This is a genomic window from Kitasatospora sp. A2-31 (assembly GCF_022288725.1).
Lineage (GTDB): Bacteria > Actinomycetota > Actinomycetes > Streptomycetales > Streptomycetaceae > Kitasatospora.
In genome coordinates this window covers 115,015-132,947 of sequence record NZ_JAKNTA010000013.1, presented here as the reverse complement: position 1 = coordinate 132,947, position 17,933 = coordinate 115,015, and the positions used below count along the sequence as shown (strand labels likewise).

At 75.4% G+C, this 17,933-nt stretch carries 14 protein-coding genes; 4 read left to right on the top strand and 10 right to left on the bottom strand.

The genetic code is table 11. The features are described 5' to 3' along the window. Position 1 precedes the first annotated feature (1 nt). On the top strand, positions 2 to 1,420 hold the full coding sequence (locus tag MCM47_RS30235; RefSeq protein WP_238864902.1) for a patatin-like phospholipase family protein: 1,419 nt from the start codon (positions 2 to 4) through the stop codon (positions 1,418 to 1,420). Between the two features lie 88 nt (positions 1,421 to 1,508). On the opposite strand, the gene MCM47_RS30230 is transcribed toward MCM47_RS30235, so the two are convergent. The 9 genes from MCM47_RS30230 to MCM47_RS30190 all read right to left on the bottom strand — a co-directional run bounded on the left by MCM47_RS30230 (position 1,509) and on the right by MCM47_RS30190 (position 12,594). Then, positions 1,509 to 2,321, bottom strand: a complete 813-nt coding sequence (locus MCM47_RS30230) for an RNA ligase family protein (RefSeq protein WP_238864900.1) — start codon at positions 2,319 to 2,321, stop codon at positions 1,509 to 1,511. Positions 2,322 to 2,542: 221 nt separating this feature from the next. Then, on the bottom strand, positions 2,543 to 3,442 hold the full coding sequence (locus MCM47_RS30225; RefSeq protein WP_305068046.1) for a Gfo/Idh/MocA family protein: 900 nt from the start codon (positions 3,440 to 3,442) through the stop codon (positions 2,543 to 2,545). A 250-nt stretch (positions 3,443 to 3,692) separates the two neighbouring features. After that, the gene (locus MCM47_RS30220) at positions 3,693 to 4,385 is read right to left on the bottom strand and encodes a ribonuclease H (protein ID WP_238864898.1); all 693 of its coding nucleotides are present in this window, start codon (positions 4,383 to 4,385) and stop codon (positions 3,693 to 3,695) included. 178 nt (positions 4,386 to 4,563) lie between these two features. Further along, positions 4,564 to 5,475 (bottom strand): LysR family transcriptional regulator, encoded by a 912-nt coding sequence (locus tag MCM47_RS30215; protein ID WP_238864897.1) that lies wholly within the window; start codon positions 5,473 to 5,475, stop codon positions 4,564 to 4,566. A 133-nt stretch (positions 5,476 to 5,608) separates the two neighbouring features. Next, the gene (locus tag MCM47_RS30210) at positions 5,609 to 7,840 is read right to left on the bottom strand and encodes a phosphatase PAP2 family protein (protein ID WP_238864896.1); all 2,232 of its coding nucleotides are present in this window, start codon (positions 7,838 to 7,840) and stop codon (positions 5,609 to 5,611) included. Positions 7,841 to 8,314: 474 nt separating this feature from the next. After that, complete coding sequence (locus tag MCM47_RS30205; protein WP_238864895.1) at positions 8,315 to 9,508, bottom strand: glycine C-acetyltransferase; 1,194 nt, start codon at positions 9,506 to 9,508, stop codon at positions 8,315 to 8,317. Positions 9,509 to 9,558: 50 nt separating this feature from the next. Then, positions 9,559 to 10,587 (bottom strand): L-threonine 3-dehydrogenase, encoded by a 1,029-nt coding sequence (gene tdh, locus MCM47_RS30200; protein WP_238864894.1) that lies wholly within the window; start codon positions 10,585 to 10,587, stop codon positions 9,559 to 9,561. A 355-nt stretch (positions 10,588 to 10,942) separates the two neighbouring features. Next, entirely contained in the window at positions 10,943 to 11,599 is a 657-nt protein-coding gene (locus MCM47_RS30195; RefSeq protein ID WP_238864893.1) for a hypothetical protein, read from the bottom strand. Then, positions 11,596 to 12,594, bottom strand: coding sequence for an ATP-binding cassette domain-containing protein (locus MCM47_RS30190; protein ID WP_238865086.1), 999 nt, complete (start codon positions 12,592 to 12,594; stop codon positions 11,596 to 11,598). Before MCM47_RS30190 ends, MCM47_RS30195 begins: the two co-directional genes overlap by 4 nt. A 538-nt stretch (positions 12,595 to 13,132) precedes the next feature. Here MCM47_RS30190 and MCM47_RS30185 point away from each other — a divergent pair. Continuing rightward, positions 13,133 to 14,416, top strand: a complete 1,284-nt coding sequence (locus MCM47_RS30185; RefSeq protein WP_238864892.1) for a serine hydrolase — start codon at positions 13,133 to 13,135, stop codon at positions 14,414 to 14,416. 137 nt (positions 14,417 to 14,553) lie between these two features. Here the strand turns inward: MCM47_RS30185 and MCM47_RS30180 are convergent, their stop codons facing one another. Then, positions 14,554 to 15,615, bottom strand: coding sequence for an ATP-dependent DNA ligase (locus MCM47_RS30180; RefSeq protein ID WP_238864891.1), 1,062 nt, complete (start codon positions 15,613 to 15,615; stop codon positions 14,554 to 14,556). Positions 15,616 to 15,681: 66 nt separating this feature from the next. Between MCM47_RS30180 and ligD the strand changes: the two genes are divergently transcribed. Further along, on the top strand, positions 15,682 to 16,695 hold the full coding sequence (ligD, locus tag MCM47_RS30175) for a non-homologous end-joining DNA ligase (protein WP_238864890.1): 1,014 nt from the start codon (positions 15,682 to 15,684) through the stop codon (positions 16,693 to 16,695). Between the two features lie 163 nt (positions 16,696 to 16,858). Further along, positions 16,859 to 17,875 carry an aminoglycoside phosphotransferase family protein gene (locus tag MCM47_RS30170; RefSeq protein ID WP_238864889.1) on the top strand — a complete coding sequence of 339 codons (1,017 nt, stop codon included), beginning with the start codon at positions 16,859 to 16,861 and terminating at the stop codon, positions 17,873 to 17,875. Positions 17,876 to 17,933 lie beyond the last annotated feature (58 nt).

The following is a 17,933-nucleotide window of genomic DNA, read 5'->3' as shown; positions in this document are numbered from 1 at the left end:
CATGACCCGCATCGGTGTGGCCATCTCCGGTGGCGGCTACCGCGCCACCATGTGGGGCATCGGCGCCCTGCTCTACCTCGCCGACACCGGTCGGCACAAGGACGTCGTGGCGATCTCCTCGGTGTCCGGCGGCTCGGTCGCCAACGGCGTGGTCGCCCACGAGACCGACTTCCGGCAGGACCCCGGCGCGGACTTCGCCGAACGCGTCCGCCCGCTGATCCGTCACTGCGCCCGGACCGGCCTGTTCTTCTGGGGGCCGTCCACCAACCGCTACGTGCGCTCGCTGTTCGCCCTCGCCGGCCTGGCGCTCCTGGTCCTGCTGGGCGGCGTGGTCGCCACCGCAGTCGAAGGCCTCCGCCTCGTCTCCGGCGTCCTCCTCGCCGCGGGGCTGCTGCTCCTGGCCGGTGCGCTGCTGTACTTCCAACGGCGCAGCGTCGTCGTGGACAAGGCGCTGGCGCGCGAGTTCTTCCACCACGACGGAGCTCCCACCGGCCTCGCCGAGGTGCGGCGCTCCGTCGACCACGTCTTCTGCACGACCGAGCTGCAGAGCGGGGACCACTTCTACTTCTCCCCCGCGTTCGTCTACGGGTTCCGCTTCGGTGCGGGTGAGCCGGGTGGCCTCCCGCTCTCCACGGCGGTCCAGGCCTCGGCCTGCCTGCCGGGCGCCTTCGCCGTCCGCCGCCTCCCCACGGACCGGCACTACTTCACGGCCGGGGGCGAAGCCGTCGGGGGCGCGCCGGCCGGCGCCGACCTGGTGCTCACGGACGGCGGGGTGTACGACAACATGGCCGACCAGTGGCTGGTGGGGCTGGAGGAGCGGGCCCGCCGGCCCGTCCACCCGCCCGCCGAGTACGGGGTCGACGAGATCCTGGTGGTCAACGCCTCGGCCGGGATGACGTGGGAGCCGTTCCGTGCGTCGCGCATCCCCCTGATCGGTGAGCTGCTCGCGCTGATCCGCATCAAGAGCGTGATGTACGACGTCAGCACCAACCACCGCCGCAGTGCGCTGGTGCGGGGGTCCGACCGTGCGGTGCAGGAGGGCGGCGCGGTCGGGGCACTCGTCCACATCGCGCAGTCCCCGTACCGCGTGGCCGACGCGTACGCGAACGCGGCCGGCGCCGCCGGCGCCGGGGAGGAGCCGGAGCGCGCCGCCCGGGCCGCCCGGGCCGGCGCGGTGCTCGACCTGCTCGGCCGCGACGAGGAGCAGCGCGCGCTCTGGAAGGAGCGGACGGAGCGGAGCCGCACCACCAGGACCGTGCTCCGCAAGCTCGGCCCCGACACCACCGCGGACCTGCTCCTGCACGCCTACACCCTCGCCGCCTGCAACCTGCACGTCCTGCTCGACTACCCCCTGCCGGCCGCCCTTCCGAAGCGCCAGTACTTCCTCGACCTCATCGCCGGCCCCCCGTCCGGAAGCTGACGCACCATCCAGCGGGGGCGGGGACCCCCGGGAGCCCGGGGGTCCGGACTGCCCGCTCCCTCTTCGTCCGGACCGGCCCCGCCCGTGCTCAGGCAGCGCGGGGGAAGTCCTTGCGCTTGATCTTGGCGCGGCGCCCGTCCGGGTGGTGGAAGACGATCCCCTCGGCCAGGGTGCCCGGGGCGAACCGGCTGTCCAGCCCGGTGAGGAAGTCGCGCAGGCCGGCGTAGCTGCGCGGCACGTCCTGGTAGACGGGGACCTCCAGGTTGAACGGCACGCACCGGTGGTCGTCCAGATCCAGGGGGTTGCCCTGGATGCGGGGGCCGAGCGCCTCGCAGGAGTGCTCGCCGTCCGGCCAGGCGGTGACGTCGGTGTTGCGGGCGGCGGCGAGGATCCACCTGTCCTCGGCGGCGTCCTCCGCGGTGTCGACGTACCAGCCGTCCGTGATGCCCTGCTGCTTCTGCAGTTTGCTCGGGTTGCGGCGCTTCTCCACCCGCACGAGGTGACCGCCCCGGACGGTGAGCCGGACGTTGGTGCCGTCCAGCTTCTCGGTCGGGGCTCCCTCTCCGTCGAACACCCAGGCGCATTCGGGGCGCGGCCGGTCGACGACCCGGAAGTCGGCGTCCCGCTCGAACAGGGTGGGGATCTTCTCCATGACGTGCAGGCCCTTCCTGACGTGACCGATCAGTTCCTCGTGCGTGATGGCGCCGGCCGCCAGACCGCCCGCCAGCGCCCGGACCAGGTCCGCCACCGGGACTTCGGCCTCGACGGCGACCCGCTTCAGCGCCTTCTTCTCCTCGGGCGAGATCCAGGCGACCAGCCGGGACCAGCCCTCGGGGGGCGTCCACCGCGCCAGCCGTTCCGGGTCCTTCCGGGGGCGACCGCGCCCTCTGGTCTCTTCCATGGGCAGGACAGTAGGCGCGGATTTGATGTTGTGTCAATTGGCATAACAGAAAATGCGCCGCCGCTGCCGCGCCTGCGGGGCGTCCTCCGTCCACGCGAAAGGCGGCGGGCCACCGGCGGCTGCACCTCACAGCCCCCGGTGGCCCGCCTCCTCGCCGCTCACCGAGTCACCTGGGCACCGGCTCGGGCCGCCCGCCCGCCCCACCGATCGCGCGCGCCGGCTCAGCCCGCCTCGATCCGCTCCACGATCAGTTCGCACAACTCGTGCGTCCGCAGGGCGTCGTGGGCGTCGAGCACCCTGCCCCCGCGCACCGCGTCCAGGAAGGCGAGCACGACCTGCTCGATCCCGCGCTGCCGCGCCACCGAGACCCAGTCGCCGCGCCGCCGGAACGTCGGCTGGCCGCGGTGGTCGATCACCTCGGCGAGGTTGCGGACCTCGCGCTTGGAGTCGCCGCCGGAGACCTCCAGGACCTCCTCCGCCGACCCGGAGACCCGGTTCATGATCCCCAGCGCCGTGAACCCCTCCCCGCCCAGCGTCAGCACCAGGTGCTCCACCAGGCCGTCCCGCACCCGGGAGCGCACGTCCACCTGCTCGATCTCCCCGGGTACGAGGAAGCGCAGCGTGTCGACCACGTGGATGAAGTCGTCGTAGACCAGGCTCCGGGCCGCCTCCGGCAGGCCCTCGCGGTTCTTCTGCAGCACGATCAGATCGCGCGGTCGCTCCTTGGCGAGCAGGTACCCGGGCGAGTGACGCCGGTTGAACCCCACCACCAGCGAACGCCCGCTGCGATCGGCGAGGTCCACCAGCCGCCGGGCCCCGTCGATCGTGTAGTCCAGCGGCTTGTCGACGTACACGTGGACACCGGCCGTCAGCAGCTGCTCGACGATCGGCACGTGCTGCTCGGTCGCCGCGTGCACGAACGCCGCCCGGATCCCGCTGCCGATCAGCTCCCCGAGATCGGTGAACCGCTCACCCGCCCCGATCCGGTAGGCGTCGCCGATCCGGTCGAGCTTCGTCCGGTCCCGCGTCATCAGCCGCAGGTCCAGCCCCGGCAGCGCGGCGACGACCGGCAGGTACGCCTTCTGCGCGATGTCACCGAGTCCGATCACCCCGACCGGCAGCAGGGCATCGGGCGCAGCGTTCTCACTCATGACATCTCCAGCCTCGCGAACGTGATCAGCCGCCCCAACCCTATGCGCCGATCTCCGGAGCCCGGAGCCGCCGGGGAGTTGCCGGCCGCAGGCCTCCCGACGGGGTCGGGCGGGTGGGCGCCTCCCGGCCTGCCCCGAGCCGGGGCCGGGCGGAGCAGGACCGGGCGGAGCAGGACCGGGCGGAGCAGGGCCGGGCGGAGCAGGGTCCGGCCGAGTGGGGTCAGGCCGGGGTGGGGGCGCACTCGGGGTGGCCCCAGGTGCTGCCGACCTTGGTGATCTTGTCGCCCTTGGCGTAGGGGCGGCTGCACGGACAGGTGCCGGGGTACCGGGCGGCGAGGGTGCGGGAGCCACCGGAGCCGGTCCTCTTCTTCGCCGCCGCAGCGGAGGAGGCCGCGCGGGCGGGGCGGGAGGCCGGGGCCGACACCGGGTCGGGGACGGGGAGGTCGGCGGCGGTCCCGGCGGCGCTCTCCTGGGTGCGGGCGGCGTCGCTGGCGGCCTTGTCCGCGATGGCGTTCAGCGGGTCGCCGTCGACCTGGTGAGCCGCGACGTAGACGAAGGTGACGTCCCGGCCCTCCAGGAGCGCGTCGATGCTCTGGATCAGCTCCTGGTTGGCCACCGGCTTGCCCGCGGCGGTCTTCCAGCCGTTGCGCTTCCAGCCGGCCAGCCACTTCGTCACGGCGTCGCGGGTGTACGTGCTGTCGAGCCGGACCTCCAGCGGCACCGCCGGGTCCGTCGCGATCAGCAGCTGCTGCAGCGCCGTCAGCTCGCCGATGTTGTTGGTGCTGCGCCCGAGCGCTCCGGACTCCCAGCGCTGCGGCACCCCGGCGCTGTCCGCGACCACGTAGGCCCAGGCCGCCGGGCCCGGGTTGCCCTTGGCTGCTCCGTCACACGCTGCAATGACTCGTTCGACCATGCATCGATCATGCCAGGGACCGGGAGCCGCAGGCCAAAGCCCGGGGCGGGCCCGAGGCGAGGCGGTGGCCGCGGACGCGGCTCGGCCGGCGGCGGCCGACCGGGCACAGCGTGTCAGCGGCCGGTTGGCCGGGAGGCCGGACACACCGGTCGGCCCCCCGTCGGCGGGGACGGCGTGCTCAGGCGGTGGCCGCGGCCGCCTCGGCCAGGGCGTCCAGAACCGGACGGATCAGGGGGTGCCCGTCCGCTCCGGCGCGCACCGCGGCGAAGACGCGGCGCGTCGCGAGCGCGCTGTCCACCGGCCGGACGGCGGCCCGGCCGAGGTCCACCCCGAGCAGGGCCGAGCGGGGCACCAGCGCGACGCCCGCCCCGGCGGAGGCGAGGGCGACCACGGCGCGGAAGTCGTCGGAGGAGTGCACCAGGCGCGGCTGGAAGCCGGCGTGCTCGCAGGCGAGGAGCACCACGTCGTGGCACGGGTTGCCGGGGTACGGGCCGATCCACGGCTCGTCGGCGAGGTCGGCGACGGCGATCGGGCCCTCGTCCCCGGCCAGCGGGTGGCCGAGCGGCAGGACCGCCTGGAACGGCTCCGCGTACAGCGGCACGCGGGTGAGGCGGGCGTCGTCCGCCCGGGGCGCGCCCCGGTACTCGACGGCCACCGCCAGATCGGCGCGGCCGTCCAGGACCATCGGGAGGCTGGCGTCGCCCTCGGCGTCGAGCACCTTGAGGCGCACGCCCGGCGCCCGGACGGCGAGGGTGCCGATGGCCGGGGCGAGGACGAGCGAGATGCCGGTGGCGAAGGACGCGACGGTGACCTCGCCCGAGACGCCCGCGGAGTAGGCGGCGAGGTCGGCCTCGGCGCGTTCGAGCTGGGCGAGGACGACGTCGGCGTGGCCGAGCAGGATCTCGCCGGCGGCGGTGAGCCGGACGCCCCGGCCCTCGCGGGCCAGCAGGTGGTGGCCGGTCTCCAGTTCGAGCGCCGCCAGCTGCTGGGACACCGCCGAGGGGGTCAGGTAGAGGGCGGCCGCGGCGGCGGTCACGGTCCGGTGGTCCGCCACGGCCCGCAGGGTCCGCAGCCGTCTTGCGTCGATCACACGCCAATTCTGCCAGCGCGGCACGGGTGGCCGGGCCGGGTGCCAGGACTGTGCGGAATCGCCGGTGAGGGCGGGGGCTGCGGGCGGCGGGCGGGGGGCGGGGGGCGGCGGCGGGCGCGCCGGCTCGGACCCGTCAGCCGTCCCCGCGGTCCGGCCGCTCGGGCGGACCGGTTCGGCGCCCACCCGGGCCACCCGGCCCACCCGGCCCGCCGGGCCCGCCGGGCCCCCCGGGCCGACTCGGCGGGTCGGGCCGGTCGCGGGCCGCGAACCCGTCCACCGGGGCGGCGGTGGGCACCGGCCGCGGCACCGGGAGAGCCGGCTCCCGGTCCAGCAGCAGCCTGCCCGTCAGCGCGTACTGGACCACGCAGCCGGCCAGCAGCACCGCCACCCCGCCGACCGCGTCCAGCACCCAGTGGTTGGCGGTGGCCACCACCACGGCGAAGGTGACCACCGGATACAGCGGCGTCACCGCCCGGAGCCAGCGGCGGCGCGTCGTGGTGGCGACCGCGAGCGCGCACCAGCAGGCCCAGCCGATGTGCAGGGACGGCATCGCCGCGTACTGGTTGGTGAGCGCGGTCAACGCTCCGAGCGGGGCCTCCTCCGGCGCGCCGGCCGGGTTCTCGCGCAGCCCCAGCTCCGGCACCAGGCGGGGCGGAGCCAGCGGGTAGCCCCAGAAGCCGAGCAGCGCGAGGCCGGTGGCGGCGAACAGGACGGTCCGGCCGGTGCGGTAGCGGACCGGGTGCCGGGTGTAGAGCCAGACCAGGACCAGCAGCACCATCGTGAAGTGCATGGTCGTGTAGTACTGCTGCGCCGCGCGCATCAGGTCGTCTCCGCTGCGCAGGTACCAGCCGTTCATCGCGGGCTCGATGTCCAGCTGCAGGGTCTGCTCCAGCCCGTAGAGGGAACGGGCGTGGTCGGTGGCGGTGGCGACGCGGTCGGGGACGGCGTTGCGGATGTAGGAGTACACGCCGTAGCCGACCTGGATGAGGACCAGTTCCAGGACGAGGTTCGGACGCGACACCGTTCGCAGCCGCGCGGGCAGGATCGGCACGCCGCGCAGCAGGGGCCGGCGTTGCGGGGGCGGGGCGGGGGTGCGGGACAGATGCCAGAGCGGGTCGTCGCGCCGGCGGAACGGCAGGGCGGTGGCGGCGGCGAGGGCCAGCAGCGTGGGGGCCTTGCGGAGCAGCAAGCCGCTGACCGGTTCGATGCCGGGGTCCAGCAGAGTGCTGGGCAGCAGGGCGACGGTGACGGCGACGACCGGCCAGAGGGCGCGGTCCTCGGGGCGGCGCCCGAGGCGGCCGGTGGCGGCGAGCAGCAGCCAGCAGAGGTCGGCCGGGCCGGCGACGGGGGCGACGATCAGGGTGGCGCAGCCGACGACGCCGGCGGCGAGCAGGTGCTGGCGGTCGCGGGCCAGGGCGCGGCCGCGGCGCACCGCCAGCACGGCTGCGGTCGCGGCGGCGGCGATCCAGAGGGCGACGACCGGCGGGCCGTGCAGGCCGAGGCGGGTCAGCACGCCGAGTGCGGTCTCGTTGCCCGGGTCGCCGATGGCGCCGTGGTCGGCCGGCCGGTGGCGGAACGCGCTGGCGGTGGCGGGGTCGGCGAGCTGCGCGACGGCGAGGAGCAGGGCGGCCACGGCGAGGGCGGTCAGGGCGGGGGCCGACCGGGCGAGGCGGGTGGTCGGCCGCCCGGCGGGCGGTGGCGGGAGGGCCGCGGCGAACAGCACCAGGGCGGGGTGCAGCGCGATGGCGACGCCGAGCGCCACGCCGCACGGGAAGGCGTGCGGCCTGGTGGGAGGACGGCACTCCGGGCCGTCCGGCGACGAGCCCCGGTGGGGCCGGCCTCGGTGGGGCCAGTCTCGGTGGGGCCAGCCTCGGTGGGGCGAGCCCCGGTGCAGCAGGGCCCGGCGTGGCCGGAGTCCGCGGGGCCGACGACTGCGTGGCAGAAGCCCGCGTGGCAGGAGATCGAGCAGGACGAGGGCGGCGGTGGTCACGCCGAGCACCGCGTCGGCGGGGTGACCGCGCAGCTCGGCGCTGATCAGGAACACCGCGGCGGCGAGCGGCCAGAGCCCGCCCGGGGCGCGGGCGCCGGGCGGCGGGTTGCGGCCGATCAGAGCGCCGAGCACGGTGACGGCGGCGAGGGCGGCGATCAGCAGGCCGACCCGGGTGGCGGTGGAGGGCCAGGCGCCGACCGGCAGCGGAAGTGCCGGCCGGTCCCCGGCGGCGTCGCCCAGGGTGGTCCAGGTGGCGGCAGCGGTCGCCGCGAGTGCCACCACCCAGCAGGAGACGAGCACGGCGGGGGCCCTGACCCGGCGCAGCCCGGGCGGGGATCCGGCTGTGGATCCCGGCACCGCCCTGCTCGGGGGCATCCCGCTCCTCTCGCCGCGCCCGCGGGCCCGATCCGGTGGACGGCGCCGACGCGGGTGCCCGGATCCGGGCCCGTGCGCCGGCCCGCGGTCGCGGGTCGGCGGTCGCCCGGCCTTCCTGCCGACTCTCGGCCGTCGGCGCCCACCCCGCACCCCGGGCGGCGCCGCCCGGGTGGCCCGCGAGACGCCGCGCGCTCGGCGGGCGGACGCCGGGAGGCCCCGGAAGCACGACGCCCACCGCTGCCGCCTTGGGAGTGGGAAGTCGGACGGGCCGACTTCCCACTCCCGGCGGGAGGGTGGGGCAGGTGGTCTGGTGTGCCGTGCGTCGGAGGCGGACCGGTCCGGCCTCCGCCGCACGGCGGCTTGGTCCCGTGGCACGTCCGGTTCCGGGCGGACGGGCCACGGGCGTCGGGGGACGCCCGCGGCGGACGGGCCGCGGGCGTTCGCAGGTGAGCCCCGGGTGGAGCTCGGGGGCGGCTACTCCCCCAGCGCGGCGCGCGCGTCGACGAAGGCCGCCACGGCGCGCTCGACGTCCTCGGTGGAGTGCGCCGCGGACAGCTGCACCCGGATCCGGGCCTGGCCGTGCGGGACGACCGGGAACGAGAAGCCGATCACGTACACGCCGCGCTCCAGCAGGAGCTCGGCGAGCCGGCCCGCCTTGGCCGCGTCACCGATCATCACCGGGGCGATCGGGTGGTCGCCCGGCAGGATCTCGAAGCCGGCCTCGGTCATCCTCGAGCGGAACAGCGCCGTGTTGGCGGCCAGCTTCTCGCGCAGCTCGGTCGAGCGCTCGACCAGGTCGAGCACCTTCAGCGAGGCCGCCGCGATCACCGGGGCGAGCGAGTTCGAGAACAGGTACGGCCGCGAGCGCTGGCGGAGCAGGGCGACGATCTCGCGGCGCGCCGAGACGTAGCCGCCGGAGGCGCCGCCGAGCGCCTTGCCCAGGGTGCCGGTGATGATGTCGACGCGGTCCATCACGCCGTGCAGCTCGGGGGTGCCGCGCCCGTTGGGGCCGACGAAGCCGACGGCGTGCGAGTCGTCCACCATCACCATGGCGTCGTAGCGCTCGGCGAGGTCGCAGATCTCGCGCAGCGGGGCGACGTAGCCGTCCATGGAGAAGACGCCGTCGGTGACGATGAGCCGGCGCCGGGCGTCCTGGGTCTCCTTGAGCTGCTGCTCGAGGTCGGCCAGGTCGCGGTTGGCGTAGCGGTGGCGGCGGGCCTTCGAGAGGCGGATGCCGTCGATGATGCTCGCGTGGTTGAGGGCGTCGGAGATCACCGCGTCACGGTCGTCGAGGAGGGTCTCGAAGACACCGCCGTTGGCGTCGAAGCAGGACGAGTAGAGGATCGTGTCCTCCTGGCCGAGGAACGCGGAGAGGCGGTCCTCCAGCTCCTTGTGCACGTCCTGGGTGCCGCAGATGAACCGGACCGAGGCCATGCCGTAGCCCCAGCGGTCGAGGGCGTCCTTGGCGGCGGTGAGCACCTCGGGGTGGTCGGCCAGGCCGAGGTAGTTGTTGGCGCAGAAGTTCAACACCTCGCCCGGGCGTCCGCCGCCGGTGACGGTCACGGCGGCGCTCTGCGGCGTGCCGATCACCCGCTCCGGCTTGAAGAGGCCGGCCTCGCGGATCTCGTCGAGGGTGGCGGCGATGTCGGCGCGCACGTTGTCGAACACGGTGTCTCCCTACAGGGTGTCAGACGGTCTCGGGCGGTCCGGAGGCCTTCTCAGGCGGTCCAGTCGAGGATGATCTTGCCGCAGCGGCCGCTGGCGGCGTCGTCGAAGGCGGCCTCGAAGTCGGAGGCGGCGTACCGGCCGGTGATCACGGGCGAGAGGTCGAGTCCGCCCTCCAGGAGCACCGACATCGCGTACCAGGTCTCGAACATCTCGCGGCCGTAGATGCCCTTGATGGTGAGCATCGAGGTGACGACGGACGCCCAGTCCACCGGGAACTGCTCGGCGGGCAGGCCGAGCATGGCGATCTTCCCGCCGTGGGTCATGTTGGCGATCATCGACTGCATCGCCTCGGGGCGGCCGGACATCTCCAGACCGACGTCGAAGCCCTCGCGCAGGCCGAGCTTCTGCTGGCCCTCCTCGATGGTGTGCTCGGCCACGTTCAGGGCGAGCGTGACGCCGACCTCGCGGGCCAGGTCGAGGCGGTACGGGGAGACGTCGGTGATCATCACGTTGCGCGCGCCGGCGTGCTTGGCGACCGCCGCGGCCATGATGCCGATCGGGCCCGCACCGGTGATCAGCACGTCCTCGCCGACCAGCGGGAAGGAGAGCGCGGTGTGCACGGCGTTGCCGAACGGGTCGAAGATCGCGGCCACGTCGAGGTCGACCGGCACCCGGTGCACCCAGACGTTGGAGGCCGGCAGGGCCACGTACTCGGCGAAGGCGCCGTCCCGGCCGACGCCGAGGCCGACCGTGTTGCGGCAGAGGTGGCGGCGGCCGGCCAGGCAGTTGCGGCACTTGCCGCAGACCAGGTGGCCCTCGCCGCTCACCAGGTCGCCGACGGAGATGTCGGTGACGCCGGCGCCGAGCTCGGCGACCTCGCCGACGAACTCGTGGCCGAGCACGAGCGGGGTGCTGATGGTCTGCTGCGCCCAGCCGTCCCAGTTGCGGATGTGCAGGTCGGTGCCGCAGATACCGGTGCGCAGCACCTTGATCAGCACCTCGCCCGGGCCGATGACCGGCTTCGGGACGTCCACCAGCCAGAGCCCGGGCTCGGACTTCTGCTTGACGAGTGCCTTCACTGCGACGGCTCCTGACGCACGAGGGGGGCGGCCTGCGGTGGGCAGGCCGACGGGGCCCGACGGGTGGCGGCTGCCGCCTGCCTCGCACCGGGCACGCAGCAATCTGCCTGGTGGGAGCGGGTGCGGTCCATCGAGGAATTCTTAAGGGCCGCCACAGCTGGGCTAAACGATCGTGCCCGAGCAGGGGCGCGCGGGGCCCGCGGCGTGCCGGTGGCCACTCGTTCGGCCGAGCGCGCGGGGCGCGGCGGCGTACGGCCGGGGATGGCCGGGGCGCACGGCCCGGCGGCGCGTGCGGCCGGGCGACGCGTGCAGCACGACGCGAGCGACGCGACGGACGTCGGGACGCCGCGCCGCCTCAGCTCCGGCGCGCGTGGACGGCGTGGGCGAGTGCCGCGGCGCCGGCGAGCAGGCCGGCGGCGAGGGCGAGCAGGCCGGCGCCGGACGTCAGCAGGTCGGCCGAGCGCGGGGTGGTCGCCAGGTCGGAGAGCAGCACGTTGACCGGCGGCAGGCCCTTGGCCACCGTCAGCCCGAGCAGCAGGCCGAGGGCGGTCAGCAGCGCGTGCCCCTGGCGGCGGAAGACCAGCCGGGAGCAGAGCAGGCCCACCGCCGTACCGGTGACGGCGCAGGTCAACTGGGCCTCGGTGCCGAGCAGCAGGTCGGCGCCGGTGGGCCGGTGGGTGCCCACGAGGAGCGGGAGGACGAGCCCGGCCGCGGTCAGCGGCAGGCACCAGAGCACGGCGGTGCAGACGGAGCCGAGCAGCACGCGACGGGGATCGCCGGCGTTGACGACCAGGACGGCGCGGTGGGCGCGGTCCTCCAAGCCGACGAGGGTGGTGGTGAGCCACGTGGCGGCGAGCAGCATGGCGCCCGCCGACGCGCCGTAGGTGGCGGTCAGCGGGCCGGCGTCGCTGCTGGTCAGGACGGTCACCAGGCCGGTGAAGACCAGCACCGGCGCGAGGTAGCGCTGGGAGAGCAGCAGGGTGGTGGAGAGGTAGCGGACGATCGCGGTCACCGGTCTTCCCTTCCGGCCTCGGTGGCGGACCTCTCGCCATGCGTCGGTGGGACGGTCCGCACCGCCCCGACCGACCGCACCGACCGCACCGACCAGCCGTGGTGGAGCGCGGCGAGGAGCGCGCCGTCGGAGTGCCGCCGGTAGGCCCGGACCACGTGGACCACCCGGTCGCCGTCGACGCGCGGGGTGGAGCCCGGAGTGGTGGGAGGAGCGATGTGCGGAGCAGTGTGGGGAGCGGGGTGCGGCGCCGGCAGGACGCCGGGCAGGACGGCCCAGTCCGGCCCCGCCGGGACCGCGCCGGCCGGAGGAGCGGTCAGGACCAGCTCGACGACCTCCTCGGTGTCCGTCGCGCCGGCGACGGATGCACGCCCGGCGGCACCGGTGCCCCCGTACCGGGTCAGCCGACCGCCGGCCACCGCGTAGCCGCGGCCGGCGTGGGCGGCGGCGACCGCCTCGCGGTGGTCGGTGAAGACCACGGCCCCGCCGTCGGCGGCGACCTCGTCGATCAGCTCGCCCAGCACGCCGTGGGCGGAGGCGTCCAGCCCGGACCAGGGTTCGTCGAGGACGAGCAGCCCGGGCGGCACGAGCAGCGCCTGCGCGAGCGCCACCTTCTGGGCGTTGCCCTTGGAGAGCGTGCGCAGCGGCGCCTCCCGGCCGCCGACCAGGGCGAGCCGGTCGACCAGCAGGTCGGCCCGGTCGCGGGCCGCGGCGGTGGACAGGCCGCGGATGCGGCCCAGGTGGGCCAGGTAGGAGGCGGCGGTGAGCCGCTCGTGGGCGGTGAAGCGGTCGGGCACGTAGCCGATCTCGCGCGGGCGCCCGGTGACGCGGCCGGTGGTGGGCCGGCTGACGCCGACCAGGATCCGCAGCAACGTGGACTTGCCGGAGCCGTTGCCGCCCGTGACGGCGACGACCTCTCCCGGGGCGATCCGCAGGTCCACGTCGCGCAGGATCCACCGCCCGGCGCCGTACCGCTTGCCGACCGCCTCGCAGTGCAACAAGTCCGCCTCCCCTCCCGCGGGCTCGCCCGGCACGCGCCCGTTCGGCGCCGGCGGGTGCCGCGTCCCGCGTGCGACCTGCCCCGGCCCCCGTCCGGCACCCTACTGGGCGTCGGAGGGCCGCCCGACCGGAGGGCCTGCTCGTCCGCCCGCTGCGCAGTCCGCTCACCCCGTACGGAGTCCGCCGCGGGGGCGCCAGCGGGGTTGGGGCGGGCGGCTGAGGGTTGGGTCCGTTCGGTCGAGCCGCGCGGCGGTCGGCGCGCGGCCGCTCCGCGGCGCGCATACGGTCGGGAGCGCTCCCCCACGGCCTCGTGGAGCGCCGCTCCGGCGCCGTCCGGCCGGGGCTCCGGGTCCGTCCAGCCCGGGAGGAGCGCACGGCGGGGCCCCCGAGAGGTCGTGGCCCCGAGAAGTCCCGGCCCGGCGGGGCCCAGGCCCCGAAGAAGCCCAGAGAGGCGCCTCGACGATGACGAGTCCACGACGACGCCCGTCCCCCGCACTCCGCAGCCGTACCGGGCGGGCGGCCGCGGCGGCGGTGGGTGTGGCCGGCTTACTGGCCGGCGCCGGCTGCTCCGGCGGTGCCGAGCCCGGGACGGCGACCGCGGGGACGGCCACCGCCGTGCCCGCCGCGCTCAGCCCCTCACCGACCGTCTCCCCCACCGGCTCGCCGACGTTCTCCCCGTCGACCTCGGGCTCGCCCTCGGCCCCGGGTACCGTGGCCGAGCTGACCCCGGCCGTCACGGCCCGGCTGGACGCCGCGGTGCAGCGGGTGCTGAACCAGGCCTCCGTTCCCGGCGTGATGGTCGCGCTCACCACCCCCCGGGACAGCTACATCCGGGCCTTCGGGGTCTCCGACAAGATCGCGGGCATCCCGATGGTGACCGGGCTGAACATGCGGATCGGCAGCGAGACCAAGACCTTCACCGTCACCGGGGTGCTGCGGCTGGTCGACCAGGGCCGGGTCGGTCTGGACGACCCGATCTCCAAGTACGTCCCGGAGGTGCCCGGCGGGGACGCGATCACCCTGCGCCAGCTCGCGAACATGCGCAGCGGCCTCTTCCCGTACACCTCGGACCAGGGCTTCGTGCAGGCCCTGCTGGCCGACCCCCACCGGGAGTTCACGCCGCAGCAGCTTCTCTCCTACGCCTTCGCGCACCCGGCGGACTTCCCGCCGGGCACGGACTTCGAGTACTCCAACACCAACACCATCCTGCTCGGCCTGGTGGTGGAGAAGGTCTCGGGACAGCCGCTCGGCGCCTTCCTGGAACAGCAGGTGTTCGAGCCGGCCGATCTCGGCCGGACGGTCTTCCCGGTCGACGCGGCGTTCCCCCAGCCGCACGCCCGCGGCTACACCAACCAGACGCAGAGCGGCGCGATCGAGGACGCCACCGACTGGAACCCGTCCTGGGGCTGGGCCGCGGGAGCGATGATCTCGGACCTTCCCGACCTGCAGAAATGGGCGAAGGTCCTGGCCACCGGCACGCTGCTGAAGCCGGCGACCCAGGCCGAGCGGCTGCAGACCCCGCCGTCGGGCGATCCGGGCCTCGGCTACGGGCTGGGGGTGTTCGTGAACCACGGCTGGATCGGGCACAACGGTTCGCTGCCGGGCTACCAGAGCGTGGCGGTCTACCTGCCGTCGGCGCAGGCGACGCTGGTGGTGTTGCTGAACACCGACATCGCGTACCGGGGTTCGGCGCCCTCGACGCTGTTCGCGCAGGCGATCACCGAGATCGTCTCGCCGGGGAACGTGTACTCGCTGCCGGTCGCGCCGTCGAGCGGGTCGCCGTCCGCGCCGGCCTCCAGCCCGGCGCTCGCGGAGACCTGACCGCCCGAGCCGTCCCGGTCCGGGCCCCGCGACGGGGTCCGGACCGGGGCGCATCGGCGGGCGCGGGCGGGGTGGACGGTCCGGGCCGGCGGGCGCGGGCGGGGTGGGCCCGGGGGGGGGAGGGCCCGGGTGAGCCGTCAGCCGCCGAGGACGCGTGCCAGGTCGTAGGAGACGGGCTCCTCCAGCTGCGCGTACGTGCAGCTCTCCGGCGTCCGGTCGGGGCGCCAGCGGCGGAACTGCGCGGTGTGCCGGAACCGGGTGCCCTCCATGTGGTCGTAGGCCACCTCGACCACCCGCTCCGGGCGCAGCGGCACCCAGGAGAGGTCCTTGCCGCCGGTCCACCGGCTGACCGCGCCGGGCAGCCGGGCATCGGCGTGGGCGGCCTCGTCGGCCCAGCCGCCCCAGGGGTGGCCGGTGGCGTCGTCCATCCGCAACGGGGCCAGCTCCTCGGCGAGTTCGCGGCGGCGGGCCATCGAGAAGGCGGCGCAGACGCCGACGTGTTGGAGCCGGCCCTCGGCGTCGTTGATGCCGAGCAGCAGGGAGCCCACGACCGGACCGCTCTTGTGCTCGCGGTAGCCGGCGACCACGCAGTCGGCGGTCCGCTCGTGCTTGATCTTGAACATGGTGCGCTCGCCCGGGCGGTAGGGCTGGTCGAGCGGCTTGGCGACCACGCCGTCGAGGCCGGCGCCCTCGTACTCGGCGAACCAGCTCTGCGCCACGTCGCGGTCGGTGGAGGCGGGGGCGGTGAAGACCGGGTCGGCGGCGCCGGCCAGGGCCTCCTCCAGGGCGGCGCGGCGGGCCGAGAGCGGCTCGTCGAGCAGGGACCGGTCACCGAGGGCGAGCAGGTCGAAGGCGACGAAGGACGCGGGGGTCCGCTCGGCGAGCATCCGCACCCGGCTGGCGGCCGGGTGGATCCGCTCCAGCAGTTCCTCGAAGCGCAGCCGGCCGTCCCGGGCGATGACCACCTCCCCGTCGAGGACGCAGCGGGGCGGCAGCTCGCGCTTGAGCGCGTCGACCACCTCGGGGAAGTACCGGGTCAGCGGCTTGCCGGTGCGGCTGCCGAGCTCCACCTCGGCGCCGTCGCGGAAGACGATGGTGCGGAAGCCGTCCCATTTGGCCTCGTACTGCATCCCGGGCGGGATCTTGGCGACCGACTTGGCGAGCATCGGTGCCACCGGCGGCATCACGGGCAGGTCCATGGCTCCGATCCTCGCGCCAACCGTTCCGGGGCGCGCGTCGGGCCGGGCGCGCTTAGCGTGAATGGCATGGGATCGGGATCGGCCGTGGAACTGGATGTCGCCGGGCGCAGCGTCCGGCTGTCGAATCCGGACAAGGTGTACTACCCGGAGCGCGGGTTCACGAAGATGGACGTCGCGCAGTACTACCTGGCGGTCGCCGAAGGGGTGCTGCGCGGGCTGCGGGACCGGCCGACCACCCTGCAGCGGTTCCCGGACGGGGTGGAGGGCGAGTTCTTCTACCAGAAACGCGCACCGAAGGGCCTGCCGGAGTGGCTGCCGACGGCGCGGATCAGCTTCCCGAGCGGCCGCTCGGCGGACGAGATCTGCCCGACCGAGCCGGCCGCGGTGCTCTGGGCCGCCAACCTGGGCTGCCTGACCTTCCACCCCTGGCCGGTGCGGCGCACCGACACCGACCACGTGGACGAGCTGCGGATCGACCTCGATCCGCAGCCGGGGACGGACTTCCGCGACGCGGTGCGGGCCGCCCACGAGCTGCGGGGGCTGCTGGAGGAGTTCGGGCTGCGCGGCTGGCCGAAGACCTCGGGCGGGCGCGGCCTGCACGTCTACGTGCCGCTGGAGCCGCGGTGGACGTTCACCGACGGGCGGCACGCGGTGATCGCACTGGGCCGGCTGCTGGAGCAGCGCCTGCCGGGCCGGGTCACCACGGCGTGGTGGAAGGAGGAGCGCGGCGAGCGGATCTTCGTGGACTACAACCAGATGGCCCGGGACCGGACCATCGCGTCCGCGTACTCGCTCCGCGCCCGGCCGCGGGGCACGGCCTCGGCGCCGCTGCGCTGGGAGGAGCTGGACGACGCCGCGCCGGAGGACTTCGACCTGCGGACGCTGCCCGCCCGCTTCGCCGAGGTCGGCGACCTGCAGGCGGAGATGGACGACCAGGCGTTCCGGCTGGACCGGCTGCTGGAGCTGTACGAGCGGCAGCTGCGCGACGAGGGGCTGGGCGAGCTGCCGTACCCGCCGGACCATCCGAAGGCTGCGGGTGAGCCGAGGCGCGTGCAGCCCAGCCGGGCGCGGAAATCCTGATCACTCGGGCTGGGCAGCCGCGTAGGCTGATGGCTTTCGATCATTCGATCATTCGATCGGACGCGCCCTGGGGTGCGGTGCCCGGGCACGGGTGCGCGGTGCATCGAGGTGCCGTGCGGTGCCGTGCGGTGCCGGGGCGGTTGGGCGGAGCGGAGGGGTTCCGGTGGGAGTGGACGGGGCGTCGGCGGCGGAGACCGCCGTGCCGGCGGACGTGGCAGCGGTGCCGGCGGACGTGCGGGCACGGTTGGCGGTGCGGTTCGGCGCGTCGGCGCAGGCCTGGTGCGACGCGCTGCCGGGCCTGGTGGCGGAGCTGGCCGGGCGCTGGGGCCTGACGGTCCGCGCGGCGGGCGGGGGCGGGACGGCCCGGGTCTTCCGCTGTACGCGCAGGGACGGGATCCGGGACGGCGGAGACGGATTCCGGGACGGCGGGAACGGGCCCGGGGACGATCGGTCCGCCGGAGACGGCGGGGCGAGCGTCTGGCTGAAGCTGACCCCCGACCCCGAGGTGGCCCGGCAGGAGGCGGTGGCGCTACGGGCTTGGGCCGGACTCCCTTCGGTGGTAAGGGTGTTGGAGGAGGACCCGACCGCGGGCGCCCTGCTGCTGGCCGACGTGCCGCCCGGCACGACGCTGCGGCAGCGGGTGTGGCACCCGGAGGAGGTGACGCCGCTGCTCGGCGCACTGCGGTCGGTGCCGGTGGCCGGGCTCGCGCTGGGGACGCTGGCGGAGCGCGTGGGGTTCCTGTTCGACCTCACCGAGCGGCGGGTGTCGGGCGGGGCACCGGGTGCGGACGGGGCACCGGGGGCCGCGACGGCCGCGGCGATCGGTCGGGCCCGGGCGCTCGCCGCGCAGCTGGCCGACGGCGGCCCGACGGCGCTGGTCCACGGCGACCTGCACCCGGGCAACGTCCTGGACGGCCCGGCCGGGCCGGTCGCGATCGATCCCCGGCCGTCGCTCGGGGATCCGGACTTCGACCTGGTGGACTGGGCGATCGACGGAGTCGCCGACCGGCCCGGACTGGAGCGGCGGATCGCAGCCCTCGCGGCGAGGGTTCCGGGCTCGGACCCGGAACGCGTGCTCGCCTGGTGCCGGGTGGGCGCGGTGATGGTGGCCGTCCCGCGTGCCGCAGCCGGCCGGCGGGACACGGAGACGGCGTTCCTGCTGGAGCTGGCCGGACTCTGAGCGGGACCGCGAAGCCGGCGCGGGGCGCCGGGGCCGACCGGCCCCGGGGCCCCACTCC

Coding starts and splice junctions, on each gene's coding strand:
- MCM47_RS30210 (WP_238864896.1), bottom strand. CDS start 7,840: ATGCCCCCGAGCAGGGCGGTGCCGGGATCCACAGCCGGATCCCCGCCC.
- ligD (WP_238864890.1), top strand. CDS start 15,682: ATGGGATCGGGATCGGCCGTGGAACTGGATGTCGCCGGGCGCAGCGTC.
- MCM47_RS30230 (WP_238864900.1), bottom strand. CDS start 2,321: ATGGAAGAGACCAGAGGGCGCGGTCGCCCCCGGAAGGACCCGGAACGG.
- MCM47_RS30180 (WP_238864891.1), bottom strand. CDS start 15,615: ATGGACCTGCCCGTGATGCCGCCGGTGGCACCGATGCTCGCCAAGTCG.
- MCM47_RS30235 (WP_238864902.1), top strand. CDS start 2: ATGACCCGCATCGGTGTGGCCATCTCCGGTGGCGGCTACCGCGCCACC.
- MCM47_RS30220 (WP_238864898.1), bottom strand. CDS start 4,385: ATGGTCGAACGAGTCATTGCAGCGTGTGACGGAGCAGCCAAGGGCAAC.